This window comes from Streptomyces lancefieldiae, from assembly GCF_031845825.1.
In the GTDB taxonomy this organism is placed as follows: domain Bacteria; phylum Actinomycetota; class Actinomycetes; order Streptomycetales; family Streptomycetaceae; genus Streptomyces; species Streptomyces lancefieldiae.
Map to the genome: position 1 here is coordinate 1 of NZ_JAVRFH010000037.1, position 15,412 is coordinate 15,412.

At 71.9% G+C, this 15,412-nt stretch carries 14 protein-coding genes, 1 pseudogene and 1 riboswitch; of the genes and pseudogenes, 8 read left to right on the forward strand and 7 right to left on the reverse strand.

Features of this window, described 5'->3' with window-relative positions; translation table 11 throughout:
* The 3 genes and pseudogenes from RM812_RS28710 to rarD form a co-directional block, all read left to right on the forward strand.
* Positions 1-131: pseudogene (locus tag RM812_RS28710) on the forward strand (2-oxoacid:ferredoxin oxidoreductase subunit beta); the annotation flags it as partial.
* Between the two features lie 173 nt (positions 132-304).
* Positions 305-1,159, forward strand: coding sequence for an SDR family oxidoreductase (locus RM812_RS28715; protein WP_311578450.1), 855 nt, complete (start codon positions 305-307; stop codon positions 1,157-1,159).
* A gap of 125 nt (positions 1,160-1,284) precedes the next feature.
* Positions 1,285-2,331, forward strand: a complete 1,047-nt coding sequence (gene rarD, locus RM812_RS28720; protein ID WP_311578452.1) for an EamA family transporter RarD — start codon at positions 1,285-1,287, stop codon at positions 2,329-2,331.
* A 22-nt stretch (positions 2,332-2,353) separates the two neighbouring features.
* Here rarD and RM812_RS28725 read toward each other — a convergent pair whose 3' ends face one another.
* The gene (locus RM812_RS28725) at positions 2,354-3,007 is read right to left on the reverse strand and encodes a CGNR zinc finger domain-containing protein (protein WP_394816531.1); all 654 of its coding nucleotides are present in this window, start codon (positions 3,005-3,007) and stop codon (positions 2,354-2,356) included.
* A gap of 36 nt (positions 3,008-3,043) precedes the next feature.
* Here RM812_RS28725 and RM812_RS28730 point away from each other — a divergent pair, with 36 nt between their 5' ends.
* The gene (locus RM812_RS28730; RefSeq protein ID WP_311578455.1) at positions 3,044-3,514 is read left to right on the forward strand and encodes a VOC family protein; all 471 of its coding nucleotides are present in this window, start codon (positions 3,044-3,046) and stop codon (positions 3,512-3,514) included.
* 153 nt (positions 3,515-3,667) lie between these two features.
* Positions 3,668-4,639: a M28 family metallopeptidase gene (locus RM812_RS28735; RefSeq protein ID WP_311578458.1), complete on the forward strand. Its 972-nt coding sequence runs from the start codon at positions 3,668-3,670 to the stop codon at positions 4,637-4,639.
* Between the two features lie 33 nt (positions 4,640-4,672).
* On the opposite strand, the gene RM812_RS28740 is transcribed toward RM812_RS28735, so the two are convergent.
* On the reverse strand, positions 4,673-6,259 hold the full coding sequence (locus RM812_RS28740; protein WP_311578461.1) for a tetratricopeptide repeat protein: 1,587 nt from the start codon (positions 6,257-6,259) through the stop codon (positions 4,673-4,675).
* Positions 6,260-6,560: 301 nt separating this feature from the next.
* Between RM812_RS28740 and RM812_RS28745 the strand changes: the two genes are divergently transcribed.
* Positions 6,561-7,166 (forward strand): flavodoxin family protein, encoded by a 606-nt coding sequence (locus tag RM812_RS28745; RefSeq protein ID WP_311578464.1) that lies wholly within the window; start codon positions 6,561-6,563, stop codon positions 7,164-7,166.
* An 18-nt stretch (positions 7,167-7,184) separates the two neighbouring features.
* Here the strand turns inward: RM812_RS28745 and RM812_RS28750 are convergent, their stop codons facing one another.
* The 4 genes from RM812_RS28750 to RM812_RS28765 form a co-directional block, all read right to left on the reverse strand.
* Entirely contained in the window at positions 7,185-8,150 is a 966-nt protein-coding gene (locus RM812_RS28750) for an ABC transporter permease (RefSeq protein WP_311578467.1), read from the reverse strand.
* Positions 8,137-9,120, reverse strand: coding sequence for an ABC transporter ATP-binding protein (locus RM812_RS28755; protein WP_311578470.1), 984 nt, complete (start codon positions 9,118-9,120; stop codon positions 8,137-8,139). Before RM812_RS28755 ends, RM812_RS28750 begins: the two co-directional genes overlap by 14 nt.
* Before the next feature lie 39 nt (positions 9,121-9,159).
* Positions 9,160-10,380 carry a LolA family protein gene (locus RM812_RS28760; RefSeq protein ID WP_311578473.1) on the reverse strand — a complete coding sequence of 407 codons (1,221 nt, stop codon included), beginning with the start codon at positions 10,378-10,380 and terminating at the stop codon, positions 9,160-9,162.
* A gap of 472 nt (positions 10,381-10,852) precedes the next feature.
* Positions 10,853-11,863 (reverse strand): polyprenyl synthetase family protein, encoded by a 1,011-nt coding sequence (locus RM812_RS28765; protein ID WP_311578476.1) that lies wholly within the window; start codon positions 11,861-11,863, stop codon positions 10,853-10,855.
* A gap of 712 nt (positions 11,864-12,575) precedes the next feature.
* Positions 12,576-12,743, forward strand: a riboswitch (cyclic di-AMP (ydaO/yuaA leader).
* Between the two features lie 4 nt (positions 12,744-12,747).
* Here RM812_RS28765 and RM812_RS28770 point away from each other — a divergent pair.
* A complete protein-coding gene (locus RM812_RS28770) occupies positions 12,748-13,239 on the forward strand; it encodes a transglycosylase SLT domain-containing protein (protein ID WP_311578479.1) in 492 nt (163 codons plus the stop codon).
* Positions 13,240-13,245: 6 nt separating this feature from the next.
* Here the strand turns inward: RM812_RS28770 and RM812_RS28775 are convergent, their stop codons facing one another.
* On the reverse strand, positions 13,246-14,055 hold the full coding sequence (locus RM812_RS28775; protein WP_311578482.1) for an HAD family hydrolase: 810 nt from the start codon (positions 14,053-14,055) through the stop codon (positions 13,246-13,248).
* Positions 14,056-14,332: 277 nt separating this feature from the next.
* Here RM812_RS28775 and RM812_RS28780 point away from each other — a divergent pair, with 277 nt between their 5' ends.
* Positions 14,333-15,397, forward strand: coding sequence for a GNAT family N-acetyltransferase (locus tag RM812_RS28780; protein WP_311578485.1), 1,065 nt, complete (start codon positions 14,333-14,335; stop codon positions 15,395-15,397).
* Positions 15,398-15,412: the final 15 nt, after the last annotated feature.

The window sequence follows — 15,412 nt, forward strand, 5'->3', positions numbered from 1 at the left end:
TGCGCTCCGTCGACCGGCCCGTCTACGACACCCTCATGTCCGACCAGCTCGACACCGCCGTCGAACGCAACGGCAAGGGCGACCTCGCCACACTCCTCGCCGGCGGCGACACCTGGACCGTCGTCGGCTGAGAGCGGCGGTGCGCGACGATTTCTCGAGGCCCGGGCCCCAGGCGCCCGGGCCTTTTCGCGCGCCGGGCACTTACAGGTACGCCAGTACCTTACTTTGAAGTGCGCACTTTCCAGAAGTTAGCGCTCCCTCTAGGGTTAGTGTCATCGACCCCGCCACAAGGAGCACTGAAGCCATGAGCATCGTCGTCACCGGAGCCACCGGACACCTCGGCCGCCACGTCGTACGGCAGCTGCTGGAGAAGGTGCCGGCCGACCAGGTCACCGCGGTCGTCCGGGATCGCGACAGGGCCGCCGACCTCGCCGCCCGGGGGGTCCGCCTCGCGGTCGCCGACTACAACGCCCCCGAGACCTTCGACGGCCTGTTCGCGGCCGGCGACCGGGTCCTGCTGATCTCCGGCAACGAGTTCGACAAGGGCCGCGTCCAGCAGCACACCGTCGTGATCGAGGCGGCCAGGAAGGCCGGAGTCGCCCTGCTCGCCTACACCAGCGCCCCCAGCAGCCTCAAGGCCTCGCTCGCCGACGACCACCGCGCCACCGAGGAGGTGCTGGTCGGCTCGGGCGTGCCGTACGTGCTGCTGCGCAACGGCTGGTACCACGAGAACTACACCGAACGGCTCGCCCCGGTCCTGGAGCACGGCGCCCTCGTGCAGGCGGCCGGCGAGGGCCGGATCTCCTCCGCCTCCCGCGCCGACTACGCGGCCGCCGCCGTCGCCGTACTGACCGGCGAGGGCCACGAGAACACGGCGTACGAGCTGGGTGGCGACGAGGCGTGGAGCTTCGCCGAGTACGCCGCCGAGCTGAGCCGGCAGACCGGCAAGGAGATCGCCTACAACCCCGTCTCCGCCGAGGCCTACACCGGCATCCTCACCGGCGCCGGAGTGCCCGGGCCGCTGGCCGCCGTCCTGACGGGCGTGGAGGCATCCATCGAGAGGGGCGAGCTGGTCGTCTCCACCGGCGACCTGTCCCGCCTCACCGGCCGCCCGGCCACGCCGTTCGCCGAGGCGATCGCCGCCGCGCTCACGGACTGACCTCCCTCTCGCCTGTCATGACCGTATGCCGATACGGGCATGACAGGCGGTCGGGTGCGGCGCTACCTTCGTCCTGGCATGCATCCGCCGTCCGGCATGCCGTACGTGAGAAGGAGGTGCCCGCGGTGGCAGGGTCGTCGAGGAGTGAGCAGCGCATAGGTCTGCTGAACGGCTTCGCCGCGTACGGGATGTGGGGGCTCGTCCCGCTGTTCTGGCCGCTGCTCAAGCCCGCCGGGGCCGGAGAGATCCTGGCCCACCGGATGGTGTGGTCCCTCGGCTTCGTCGCCGTCGCGCTGCTCGTCGTACGGCGCTGGGCCTGGGCCGGCGAGCTGCTGCGGCAGCCCCGCAAGCTCGGCCTGGTGACCGTGGCCGCCGCGGTCATCACCGTCAACTGGGGCGTCTACATCTGGGCCGTGAACAGCGGTCACGTCGTCGAGGCCTCGCTCGGGTACTTCATCAACCCGCTGGTCACCATCGCGATGGGCGTGCTGCTGCTGAAGGAGCGGCTGCGGCCCGTGCAGTGGGCGGCGGTCGGCACCGGCTTCGCGGCCGTGCTCGTCCTCACCGTCGGCTACGGCCAGCCGCCGTGGATCTCCCTCTGCCTCGCCTTCTCCTTCGCCACGTACGGCCTGGTCAAGAAGAAGGTCAACCTCGGCGGAGTCGAGTCGCTGGCCGCCGAGACGGCGATCCAGTTCCTGCCCGCGCTCGGCTATCTGGTGTGGCTGGGCGCGCACGGCGACTCCACCTTCACCACCGAGGGCGCCGGCCACGCGTCCCTGCTCGCCGCGACCGGCGTGGTCACCGCGGTCCCCCTGGTCTGCTTCGGCGCGGCGGCGATCCGCGTGCCGCTGTCCACGCTGGGGCTGCTGCAGTACCTGGCCCCGGTCTTCCAGTTCCTGCTCGGCGTCCTCTACTTCGGCGAGGCCATGCCGCCCGAGCGTTGGGCCGGTTTCGCTCTGGTCTGGCTGGCGCTCACGCTGCTCACCTGGGACGCCCTGCGCACGGCCCGCCGGACCGCCCGGACACTCAGGGCGCAGCTCGACCGGGCGGGCGCCGGCGTACCGCCGGGCAGGGGGAACGTGCCGAGCGAGCCGCAGATCGTCGCCTCCGGCGCGCCGGTCCCGGATCCGGCCGGGCACCAACAGCTCGACGCCCCGGTGAGGAAGCCGTAGCGGCGAAGCCGCAGCGTCCGCGTCAGTCCATTTCCGGTGCCCGTCGTGCGCGGTGTGCCCTGACCTTCTCCCGGTTGCCGCAGTGCTCCATCGAACACCAGCGGCGGCGGCCCGGGCGTGAGGTGTCGACGAAGAGCAGACGGCAGTCGGGGGCACCGCACTCGCGGATGCGCTCGGCGTACGGGCCGGTGAACAGCTCGATCGCGTCGTGGGCGACCGTGGACAGGAGCCGCGTCCCCGTGGCGCCCGGGGCCCAGCCGCGAGTGCCGTCCGGTTCGATGCGGGTGACGAGCGGGGGCTCGGCCGCCGCGGCGTTGACGACGTCCAGGTGAGCGGGACGGAGCGGACGCCCGTGCGCGCGGTCCGCGGTGAGCAGGAAGAGGGCGTCGCGCAGGCCGCGGGCCCGCTCCACATCCGCCCGGTCCACGGCCAGGTCCAGTCCGTCCGGCAGTCGGCTGCGGTCGGCCCAGGCCGCCAGATCGGCGGGTTCGTACAGCACCTCCCAGCGCGCGTAGGCGCCCGGCCCGCCCGTCGTCAGCAGTTCGAGGCAGAGTGCGCCCGGGTCGAAGCGGTACGGCTTGCCCTCGCGCGACAGGAGCGTCAGTCCGGGAGGCCCCGAAGGCTTGGGAGGACCGGGAGGCACGGGAGGACCTGGGGTCGGTTTCGGCGATTCCATTGCGCGCTCACTCATGTAACCAGTATTACTAGTTACATGACCTTCCGCACAGGCCCCACTCCCCTGCACTTCAAGATCGTCTTCGACTCCGCCGCCCCGCACGCGCAGGCGGACTTCTGGGCCGCCGCCCTCCATTACGAGGTGGAGGACAACAGCGCGCTCATCGAGAAACTGCTGGGATTCGGGGCCGTACCGGCCGAGTTGACCGTCGAGTCCCACGGCCGCCGCGCCTGGCGGGACCTGGCTGCCGTGCGGCACCCCGACGACCCGTTCCAGGAGGAGAGCGGCACCGGGCTGGGGCGGCGCCTGCTGTTCCAGCGCGTGCCGGAGGCCAAGGCCGGCAAGAACCGGATCCACCTCGACCTGCACTCGGGCGAGGCTGCGCGCGAGGAGGAGGTCGCCCGGCTGGAGGGGTTGGGGGCGAGCGTCCTGCGGCAGGTGAAGGAGCCGGGCGGGGAGTGGGTGGTGATGGCGGACCCAGAGGGGAACGAGTTCTGCGTCCACTAGAGGGACGCGCGACGCCGAGGGTTTCCGATATGTGCAACGCGGTGGCCGAATAGCGGCCTTGACGGGGGGTCAGCCCCGGCCACACCATCCAGGCACCCCATTCACTGTGGAGTCCCTTCCCCAGGGATCCCCTAGGAATTCGGAGCCCCCCACATGAAGCTCCCCGTTTCCGGGCGTGCGCTGGCGGCCGGTGCCGTCGCGGTCACCACGCTGGTGACCGGCGGATCCGTCGTCGGCGCCGCGTCGGCCTCCGAGCACGCCGCGTCGGCCCCCGCGCACGCGGCCGCCGCCGCACCCGACATACCGCTGGCCGGCGTCAAGGCCCACCTGACGCAGCTCCAGTCGATCGCCACGGCGAACGGCGGCAACCGCGCCCACGGCCGGCCCGGCTACCAGGCCTCGATCGACTACGTGAAGTCCAAGCTGGACGCGGCCGGGTTCACCACGACCGTCCAGCAGTTCACCGCCTCCGGGCGCACCGGCTACAACCTGATAGCCGACTGGCCCGGCGGTGACGCGAATCAGGTTGTCATGGCCGGGTCACACCTGGACAGCGTCTCGTCCGGCCCCGGCATCAATGACAACGGCTCCGGTTCGGCGGCCGTCCTGGAGACCGCGCTCGCCGTGGCCCGGTCCGGCTACCAGCCCACCAAGCACCTGCGTTTCGCCTGGTGGGGCGCCGAGGAACTGGGGCTGGTCGGTTCCCGCTACTACGTCAACAGCCTGTCCTCCGCCAACCGCGCGAAGATCAGCGGCTATCTGAACTTCGACATGATCGGCTCACCCAACCCCGGCTACTTCGTCTACGACGACGACCCGACGATCGAGCAGACCTTCAAGGACTACTTCACCGGCCTCGGCATCTCCACGGAGATCGAGACCGAGGGCGACGGCCGCTCCGACCACGCGCCCTTCAAGAACGCCGGCGTTCCCGTGGGCGGTCTCTTCAGCGGCGCGGACTATCGCAAGACGTCCGCCCAGGCGGCCAAGTGGGGCGGCACCGTGGGCCAGCCGTTCGACCGCTGCTACCACTCGTCCTGCGACACGACCGCCAACATCAACGACACGGCGCTGAACCGCAACAGCGACGCCATCGCTTACGCGATGTGGGAACTGTCGGAGTAGGCCCGCCGCCTAGTCCCGCCCGGGGCTGCCCGCTCAGTCGGTCCGGGCGCGGACGCGCTCGGTGAGACGGTTCATGCGGGAGCGGGCGGACTCCAGTTGCTCGACGTCCTCCGCTGCCGGTCCTTCCTCGGCGGCCAGTTCGCCCCACAGGCCGACCAGGTCGTGCCCCAGCTCGAGGCCCCGTGACGGGTCGCGTACGGCGCGCCAGGCGGTGGCCGCGCTCTGGACGTTGCCGTACGCGGCCTCCGCGTCGCCCGTGCTGCGGTGGATCCGGGCCAGGTCCAGGGAGAGGTGGAAGGCGCGGTCCGGGTCCCCCGACAAGTAGGCGATGTAGGCCGTCAGTTCGCGGAGCCGGAGTACCTCCGGGTGCTCCGGACCCAGCGTGTGTGAGGCCTCCAGCACCGTCTGCTCCGCCAACCGCGCCGCCTCCTCCGTACGCCCCTCCTTGACGGCCTCGTTGATACGGGCCGTCGGCCCCGCGAGGATCGCGGGGGTGGTGGCGTCGCCGGGAGCGGTGAGCGGTTCGTCCCCGAGCACCGCCTCGGCCACGGCGTCGAAGCCACGGGCGGGGGTGGGCTTGGGGTCGGGGTCGCGGTCGACGACCGGCTTCGAGGAACGGAACGGCTCGGGGGCGGGGGCCGACTCGGGGGCGGGGACCGGCTCGGATACAGAAGCCGGCGTGAGGGCACGAACCGGATCGGACCCGGTGGGCGACCCGGGTCCAGTGGGTGACCCAGGCCCGGACGTCGGCCGGGCACCGGCGTCCGCCCGGGCACCGGAAGCCGGCTCAGCCCCCGTGGCTGCCCCAGAACCCATGGGCGACCCGAACGCGGCGGGCCACTCGGGCCCGGTGACCGGCCCAACGCCGGTTGCCGACCCCACACCGGTTGCCGACCCGGACCGGGCGTCCGGCCCGTACCCGGTGGGCCCGTACCCGGTGGGCCCGTACCCGGTGGGCCCACCCCAGGCGGGCGACTCGGCCCAGGCGGGCGTCCCAGCCCCGGCTGCCGACGTAGGCCGGGTAGGTGTCCCCGCGCCCTCGGACGGATCGGTCGCGGGGACCCCGTCCATCCGTGGCGGCGGCCCGAACACCCCCGTCGGCGGCGCCACCGTACCCGGCGCCGCACCTTCGGCCGGTTCCGACAGCGCCCGCAGCGTGAACGTCGGCACCGACTCGCCGGCCGACGCCCGCTGCGGCTCGGGCGCCGGGCGGAACGTCGGAGCACTGTCCCGCGTCGGCTCCATCGGCCGCAGGACGGACGTGGGGCGGTCCCGCCGTACGGCGTCGTCCTCCTCGGGAGCCGTCGGCACCGGCTCCGCGGCGAGGTGGCTTGAGCCGTCCGGGTCGACCCGGAGCGGGACGGCGTAACCGAGGCGCTCGTCGTGGATCGTGGCGAGGACCGGGTGGCCGGCGGCGAGGGCGAGCCGGTGGAGGCGGTTCAGGACGGCGTTCTGGATCTCCTCGCCGGGAGCCGCGACGACCGGCGAACCGTCGACCGAAGCGCTGCGCGCGCCGGAACCGCCCCCCGGCACGCGGACGTCGATCGGCGTCGCCGCGGGGGCGGACGAGCGCTCGGCACGCTCATGGTCCCGCTGCTTGTCGCGGCCGAGACGAGACATCGTTCCCCCACTCATCGGCGGCTTCCGGCGGCGTTGTCGGTTTCCGCACCGTCCAGAGCCTGTCATGCCTGTCATGCCTGTCATACACCTGCAGTCGAGTGTCTCCGCTCACCCGCGATTCCCGCGTCACCGGGGTGTCACAGGCTCGTTCCAGGAGGTCACGCCCGTGTCGGCGGGGCGTGCGCACGAGGGGCGTGACACAGGAAGAGCGCGGGTCGGCGGCCACACATGCGAACTTTCATGCACATGCATATACTGCACGTGCTGGTATTCGCGCACGCCGATGATTCCGGGGGACCTCATGACCCGCCGTTTCCTCTTCCTGCTGGGCAGCAGCCGCCCCGACGGCAACACCGAGCTGCTCGCCCGCCGCGCCGCCGAACAACTGCCCGCGGACGTCGAACAGCGGTGGATCGACCTGGCCGAGCACCCCCTGCCCGAGTTCGAGGACCTGCGGCACGACAGCGACCACAGGCGACCCGCGGAGGGCAACGCGGGCCTGCTCCTCGGCGCCACGCTCGCCGCGACCGACCTCGTGATCGCCTCGCCGCTGTACTGGTACTCGCTGTCCGCCCCGGTCAAGCGCTACCTCGACCACTGGTCCGGCTGGCTGCGCACCCCCGGCCTGGAGTTCAAGGCGACCCTGTCCGGCCGCACCCTGTGGGGCGTCACCGCGCTCGCGCACGAGGAGCAGGAGGTCGCCGACCCCCTGATCGGCAGTCTGAACAACTCGGCGGCCTACATGGGCATGCGCTTCGGCGGCGTGCTGCTCGGCAACGGCAGCAGGCCCGGTGACGTCCTGAAGGACACCGAGGCACTGAAGCGCGCCAAGACCTTCTTCGCCGAGGAGGCGCCGCTCGCCCGCTTCCCCTACGAGCGGACGGGCGCCGCCGCGCCTACGCCGTGATGTCCTACGCCGTGATGTCTACGCCGTGATGTCCTTCGCCGTGAACCGCGCCCAGGCGGCCGAGCCGAACACCGCCGCGTAGAGGCCCTGGAGGCCGAGGTTCTTCACCAGGTCGTCCCAGTAGACCGGTTCGCGCATCAGGTCGGCGAAGGACAGCCAGTAGTGGGAGAAGAAGTAGGGCTGGAGCGCGTCGAGCTGCGGGATCTGGTCGAGGATCTGGACGGTGATCAGCAGCCCGACCGCGGTCGCCATCGCCGCGATGCCGCTGCCGGTCAGGGTCGAGACGAACAGGCCGAGAGCCGCGACACCGACGAGGGAGGCGGCGACGACCAGGGCGATCAGCAGCGCCCGCCCCAGGCCCTCGGCGTAGGTGATCCGGGTGCCGGAGATGGTGACCAGGTCGCCGACCGGGAAGAGCAATGCCCCGACCGCGAGCGCCGAGACCGCGACGACCAGGGTGGCGGCGAGGCAGAAGGCGATCACCGTCGCGTACTTGGTGAGCAGCAGCCGGGTGCGGCCGGCCGGGGCGACCAGGAGGTAGCGGAGGGTGCCCGCGCTCGACTCGCCGGCGATCGCGTCGCCCGCGATGACACCGACCGCCATCGGCAGGAAGAACGGCAGGGTCGCGGCGAGCGCGGTGAAGACCAGGAACAGGCCGTTGTTGCTGATCTGCGAGATGAAGGCGGGCCCCTCGCCGCCTCCGCCGCCCCCTCCTCCGCCTCCGAAGGACGACCCGTCGCTCGTCTCGATCTTCACGGCGATTCCGACCAGGACCGGCACCGCGGCCAGCACGCCCAGCAGGGCGAGAGTACGCCAGCGCCGGAAGGTGATCAGCAGCTCGCTGCGGAGCAGCCCGAAGGACCACAACGGACTCGGGACGCGCACCGCCGCCCTCTGCGCTTCGGCCCCCGAAGCCTCCACCCGCGACGCATCCACCCGCGACGCCTGCGACGACTCCGCCCGCGACGCCTCAGCCCGCGACATCGAAACCCTCCCCGGTCAGCGCCACGAACGCGTCCTCCAGGGAGGCCCGTTCCACTCCGAAGCCGCGGACCCGCACGTGGGCCGCGACCAGGGCGGCGTTCAGGTCGGCGAGGTCACGGTCGGGTGGCTCCGCCGTCACCCGGTCCTCGGCGACGACGACGTCCCCGGCCCCCTGCTCCTTCAGCACCCGGGCCGCCTCCCCCGTGTCCGGCGTGGTCACCACCAGCCGCCCCCGCGCCCCGGCCGCCAGGTCGGCGACCGCGCCCTGCGTGATCAGCCGTCCCCGCGCCATCACCGCGGCGTGCGTGCAGACCTGCTCGATCTCGTCCAGCAGGTGGGAGGAGAGGAAGACGGTGGTGCCGTCGGAGGCCAGTTCGCGCACGAGCGCGCGGATCTCACGCATGCCCTGGGGGTCGAGTCCGTTGGTGGGCTCGTCCAGGACGAGCAGGCGGCGCGGCTGGAGCAGCGCCGCGGCGAGGCCGAGCCGCTGCTTCATGCCGAGCGAGTACGCCTTCGCCTTCTTGCCGGCGGCGGCCGCGAGGCCCACTCGCTCCAGCGCCGCCGCGACGCGCTCGCGCCGGGTGCGCGGGTCCGCGGTCGGGTCGGCGGCGTCGTAGCGCAGGAGGTTGTCGCGGCCGGAGAGGAAGCCGTACAGGGCCGGTCCCTCGATGAGGGCGCCGACCTGGGGCAGTACGGCGCGGGCGGCGCTCGGCACGGGCCGGCCCAGCACACGCGCGGTCCCCGAGGTCGGCTCGATCAGGCCCATCAGCATGCGGATGGTGGTCGTCTTGCCGGAGCCGTTGGGGCCGAGGAAGCCGAAGACGCTGCCCGCCGGGACGGTCAGGTCCAGACCGTCGACGGCGAGCTGTCCGCCGCGGTAGCGCTTGGTGAGCCCGCGGGTGGCGATGACGGCGTGCTCCGCGCTCCCCTGGTCCGGGCGCTCCGGCTCCGTGGCGGACGGTTCGGCCATCGGCTCCCTCTCCTCGTCGTCGTACGGGACGGACCCCGTCTACTGCGCGGCGTCGGCCGCCTTCACCAGTGCGTCCTTGGTGACCGCACCGGCGTAGACCTTGCCGTCGTCGGTGATCAGGGCGTTGACCAGGCGGGTCTTGAAGACCGTGCCCGAGCCGAAGTCGCCCTTGACCTGGTCGCCGAACGAGCCGAGGAAGCCGCCGAGGTCACCGCCCGCCGAGGCGGTGGGCAGGCCCTGACCGCCGGTGTCGAAGGTGGCTATCGCGTTCCAGCCCTCGCCGATGACCTCGAGGCCGTCCATCTCCCCGGCGAGGTCGCCCTCGGCCACCCGCCCGTGCTCCGGCGCCTTGGCCGCCTCGTCGGCCTCGTCGGCCTCGGTGACCTTCGCACCCTTGGGCGGGGTGAAGTCGAACGTCGACGCGGCCGGCTTCGCGAAGCTGACCTGCGTGAAGCCCGCGTCGAGGACGGCTGCACCACCGCTCGACGGGGTCAGCGTGAACTTCAGCGGCATGCCGGTCTCGGCGTCCACCGCCACGGTGATCGCGCCGACCGTGGAACCGTCCTGCTTGGGCTTGACGACCAGTCGGTACGCGTCCCGGCCGGCCACCTGCGCGGTGCCGTCGACCGTGACGGACGTGGTGTCGTCGACCGCCTTGAGCGCCTGGTCGGTGAGGTCCTTCGGGGTGGCCGGCACCTTCTTCTCCGGCTGCTCCGCGCTGCCGGACGCGGTGGAGTGGTAGACCTCGTTGGACTTGCTGTCGTAGCCCCAGACGTCCTTGCCGTCGTGGATCAGGCTGTACTCGGCGGCGTTCTCCAGCAGCGACAGCTTCTGCCGGTCGGGGCCGTCGGCGGCGACCCGCAGCGTGTGCGTGCCGGTCACCAGCTCGGTGAGCTTGGCCGACGGGTCGGCGGCCGAGCCGTCCTTGTCCCCGTCCGAGCTCGGACCGCCAGACATTCCGGACATCAGGCCGCTCTCCAGGCCGCCGAGGTCCGGCAGGCCCAGGTCCGTGCTGATCTTGACCGTGCCGGACAGCTGCTGGACGTCCGACGTGGCGATCTTCTCGATGAGCTGCTCCGCCGTGACCTTCGGCAGGTCGGGGTCCCCCGAGTCGGCGAGCGCGGGGACGAGTCCGATCGTCGCGGCCGCCACTCCCATCACCGCGACCGGGACGGCGTACCGCGCGGCCCTGCGCCGTCCGGACCGCAGGCCCTCGCCCGCTCCGGCGGTCGTGTTGTCGTCGGAATCGATCGATGCCATCTGTGCCCTACCTCCGTCGTCGGCGGCGGCTGTCTCGCGACCTCGCACTCGTTCACCCGTGAGCCGCCATTCTCACCCGAATCGGTGAGGATTGGTGTGTTCCGTGGTGACCATCTGACCAAATCGACCGAGCGGAATCGTCAGACCCCGGGCTCAACTCCGTGTACTCCTGCGGGATGACACGAAGGGGCGGCGACTCCCCCGGCCCGTAGGGGTGGGGTACACCGTCCGGTACCGGGCGGCGGAATACGCCGTCCACCAGGCGGCCGGACACGCCGGCCGCACCGGGTAGCGGGATACGCCCGCCGCACCGGGCAGTGGGACACGCGCCGATCCACACCGGGCAGTGGGCCATGCCGGCCGCACCGGCGGCGGGACACGCCGGTCGGCACAGGGCGGTGGACACGCCGGACGGCACCGGAAACGCGCTCGCACGGGGAACCCGTGACGCGGGTCACGGGCGGCCGGGCGCTCAGCCGGCCCGGTGCACCACGGCGTCGCACAGCTCCACCAGCGCGGCCTTGGCCTCGCACTCCCTGAGCGGGGCCAGCGCCGCACGGGCGTCCTTGGCGTACCGCACGGTGTCCCGCCGCGCCTGCTCCAGCGCGGGGTGGGCGCGCAGCAGCCGCAGCGCCTCCGCGTGCCGCGCGTCGTCACTGAGGTCGGAGTCCAGCAGCTCGCACAGGGCGATGTCCTCGGCGAGCCCCAGCCGGGCCGCCCGCTCGCGCAGCCGCAGCACCGGGAGGGTCGGGATGCCCTCGCGCAGGTCGGTTCCGGGTGTCTTCCCCGACTCGCGGGAGTCGGAGGCGATGTCCAGGACGTCGTCCGCGAGCTGGAAGGCGACGCCGAGGCGCTCGCCGTACTGGGTCAGCACGTCCACGACCGTCTCGTCGGCGCCGGACATCATCGCGCCGAACCGGCAGGAGACCGCCACCAGCGACCCCGTCTTGCCGCCCAGCACGTCCAGGTAGTGGTCGACCGGGTCGCGCCCGTCCTGCGGGCCCGCCGTCTCCAGGATCTGGCCGGTGACCAGCCGCTCGAACGCGAGGGCCTGCACCCGGACCGCCTCGGGCCCGAGGTCGGCGAGGATCTGGGAGGCGCGGGCGAAGAGGAAGTCGCCGGTGAGGACCGCGACCGAGTTGCCCCAGCGGGTGTTCGCGCTGGGCACCCCGCGCCGCACGGCGGCCTCGTCCATCACGTCGTCGTGGTACAGCGTGGCGAGGTGGGTCAGCTCCACGACCACGGCCGAGGGCACGATCCCGGGGGCGTAGGGGTCGCCGAACTGGGACGCGAGCATCACCAGCAGTGGCCGGAACCGCTTGCCTCCGGCACGTACCAGGTGCTGGGCGGCCTCGGTGATGAAGGGAACCTCGCTTTTGGTTGCCTCAAGCAACCCTTCCTCGACAGCCACCAATCCGGCCTGGACATCGGCTTCCAGAGCCTGGTCCCGCACGCTCAGCCCGAACGGCCCGACGACGGTCACGAGGGGTCTCCTGTCTGCTGGTGTCTACTGGCGATTACCTGGCTTGTCGATAGGTCGCTGCCACCACTCGAGCCAGCGTATCCGGTCACGTTTCGATCACCGCTAGCGCCCACCGTTACAGGCCGGTCGGTATCGGATCATGCGCGCTATGTTTTTGATCAGCTGATATGAGCAGATATTGATCGACATCACTCGAGGGTCTCGATACGGGGCACGGTGGCCGGAAGCCGCCACCGAAGATCCCATCACCGCTCCCCGGGGTCCGCACTCCGGGAGCGTCACCCACTCGGCACACACACCCCCCTCCCCCTCTCGAACGGATGCCCGCACAGCATGCGGGAACACCCGCAGGGGCGCGACACGAGACACGAGGAGCGGTCGGCCGGGCCGGACCGCCGGCCGGCTGCCGACGCCCTCACCACCGGCAGCCGGTTGACGCCCAGTTGGGCCTAATGCCCGATTTGCCACTCTTCTCGGGTCCCGTGAGTTGGCTCACGTCGCCCCACCCGTCGCCGACCCCGCCGCGAACCGTGTCTCCCCTTTGCCCCGTAAGCCAGTTGAGGCTTGGCAACCGCAAAGGATCAAGCACCCCAAACGCCCCAGAACAAGGTCAACAGGCACGTTGGGTGATTCCTGCACTTGTTTCGGACATGTGCTCTCGCATACGTTCCCGGCCAGTCGGGCGGACGCCGAATCCTGCCACCGCCGGACGCACAGTCATCCACCAACACACTCGCAGGCAGGAGCGGGGGACCCAGGTAAGTCGCCGCGCCGGTCACCACCGGAGCGGCTCGGGGTGAAGCCGTGCCCGACAGGGCGCGGCCGGGCACCTCCCCGCCCGAACCCGACAGCTCACCTCGCAGGCGTAAGGAGAGGGACTCAACATGTCTGCCAACGGTCAGAACCGTCACGCCCGGACCACCCGCCTCGCCCGCAAGCTCGCCCTGGCCGGCACCGGCGCCGCCGTACTCGCCCTGCCGCTCATCGGCGCCACCGGCGCGTCCGCGGCCACCCCGGCCGCCGCCACGACCGCCACCACGGCGACGACGACGTACCCGAACAACCTCGACGGCTGGATCCGGGAGTCGCTCGACATCATGGCGCAGCACGGCATCCCCGGGTCGTACGAGGGCATCCACCGCAACATCATGCGGGAGTCGTCCGGCAACCCGCTCGCCATCAACAACTGGGACATCAACGCCGTCAACGGCACCCCGTCCAAGGGCCTGCTCCAGGTGATCGACCCGACCTTCCGGGCGTACCACGTGGAGGGCACCTCCTGGGACCCGTACGACCCGGTCGCCAACATCACCGCGGCCTGCAACTACGCGGCCGACCGTTACGGCTCGATGGACAACGTCTTCGGCGCCTACTGAGCCGCACTAGGACATCGCGAAGACACGCTCGAGGACGACGGCCACGCCGTCGTCCTCGTTCGTCAAGGTGACCTCGTCGGCCACCGCCTTGAGTTCCGGGTGGGCGCCGGCCATGGCGACGCCGTGGGCCGCCCAGTGGAACATGGGGATGTCGTTGGGCATGTCCCCGAAGGCGATGGTCCGGCGCCGGGACAGGCCCAGGTGCTCGGCGGCCAGCGCCAGACCGGTCGCCTTGGTGATGCCGCACGGCTGGAGTTCCACCGTCCCCGGCCCCGACATCGTGACCGTCGCGAGGGAACCGACCACCGTGCGGGCCGTCGCCGCCAACTCGTCGTCGGACAGATCGGGATGGCGCAGCAGCACCTTGCTGATCGGCGCGCTCCACAGCTCGTCGCGCCGCTCGACCCGCACCGCCGGCAGCGTCGGGTGGGGCATCAGGTACCCCGGCTCGATGAGCGTCAGGCCGTCGACGCCGTCCTGGTCGGCCGCGGCGTACACCTGCCCCACCTCCGCCTCGATCTTGCCGAGCGCGGTCTCGGCCAGCTCCCGGTCCAGGGTGACCGACCACAGCATCCGGTGCGCGCCGGCGTCGTACACCTGCGCGCCCTGTCCGCACACCGCGAGCCCCGTGCAGCCGAGGCGGTCGAGCAGGGCCCGCACCCTGGGCGCCGGCCGCCCGGTCACCACCAGATGCCGCGCACCGGCCTCACCCACCCGCGCCAGCGCGGCCAGCGACCGGTCGGAGACGGTGTCGTCGCCGCGGAGCAGCGTGCCGTCGAGGTCGGTGGCGACGAGTGAATACGCGGTGCGGTCCATGATCAGAGAATACGGACGCCGCACCTGTCCGACTCACCGGCGATCGCATCCGAACGAGGACGCACGACTACGTACGACAAGGCGCGAGGACGGCGCGAGGACAGCCCGAACGTGTCCGAAACCTGTCACATCATCGGCTACAGCCGGTTAAAGGCCTGTGCACCGATTGGCAACAACATCTGCCGCTACCTACCCTGCGGGGCGGCCCCGGGGGTACCTTCCTGTTGTCCAGGGGGGACTTGATCGGGGGGTCGGGTTGAACGGCGGACGTGTACGCGTGCTCAGGCCACAGGAGCTGGGCGAGGGGGAACGGCAGCACTGGCGCGAGCTGCGCGCCAGGTCGACGGCGCCGCGCAACCCGTTCATGGAACCGGAGTTCACCGACGTCGTGGGCCGGGTACGGCCGCGGGCGCGGGTGGCGGTGCTGTACGACGGCGGTGAGGCGGCCGGTTTCCTGCCGCACGAACGCGGACCACTGGGCCAGGGCCGGGCGATCGGGCTCGGGGTGTCGGACTGCCAGGGCGCGGTGCTGCGCCCGGGACTCACCCCGGACACCCGCCAACTCCTGCGGGCCTGCGCCCTGTCGAGCTTCGCCTTCGACAACCTGGAGGCGGAGCAGGAGCTGTTCGTGCCGCACGCCGCCGAGGAACACACCGCCTACGTCATCGACGTGGAGAAGGGGTACGAGGCGTACGAGAGCGTGCTGCGCGCCCAGTCGCCGAAGTTCCTGAAGACCACCCTCGCCAAGGAGCGCAGGCTCGGCCGCCAGGTCGGGGACGTGCGCTTCGTGTTCGACGAGCGCGAACCGGCCGCGCTGCGCACGCTCATGGAGTGGAAGTCGGCGCAGTACCGCAGGACGGGCCGACGGGACCGGTTCGCGCAGGAGTGGATCAGCCGGCTCGTCGCCCGGCTGGCCGAGACCCGGGCGCCGGAGTGCACCGGCACCCTGTCCGTGCTCTACGCCGGCGGCCGACCGGTCGCCGCCCACTTCGGGCTGCGCTCGGCGACGGTCCTGGCGTGCTGGTTCCCGGCCTACGACCTCGACTTCGCCAAGTACTCGCCGGGGCTGGTACTGCATCTGCGGATGGCCGAGGCGGCCGCCGCCGAGGGCATCGGCATGCTCGACATGGGGCGTGGGGCTGCGGAGTACAAGGACTCGCTGAAGACCGGCGAACTTCCCGTGTACGAGGGATCGGCAACCCGCCCGGGGGCGGGGGCCGCGCTGCACTGGCTCGGCCGCGAACCGGCCCGCCGCGCGCACGGCTTCGTGCGCACCCGTCCCCGGCTGGCCTCGCTGGCGGCACGGACGTTGAAGGGCATGGCCCGGCTGCGCCGGTCATGACGGGCCGTGTGCGGC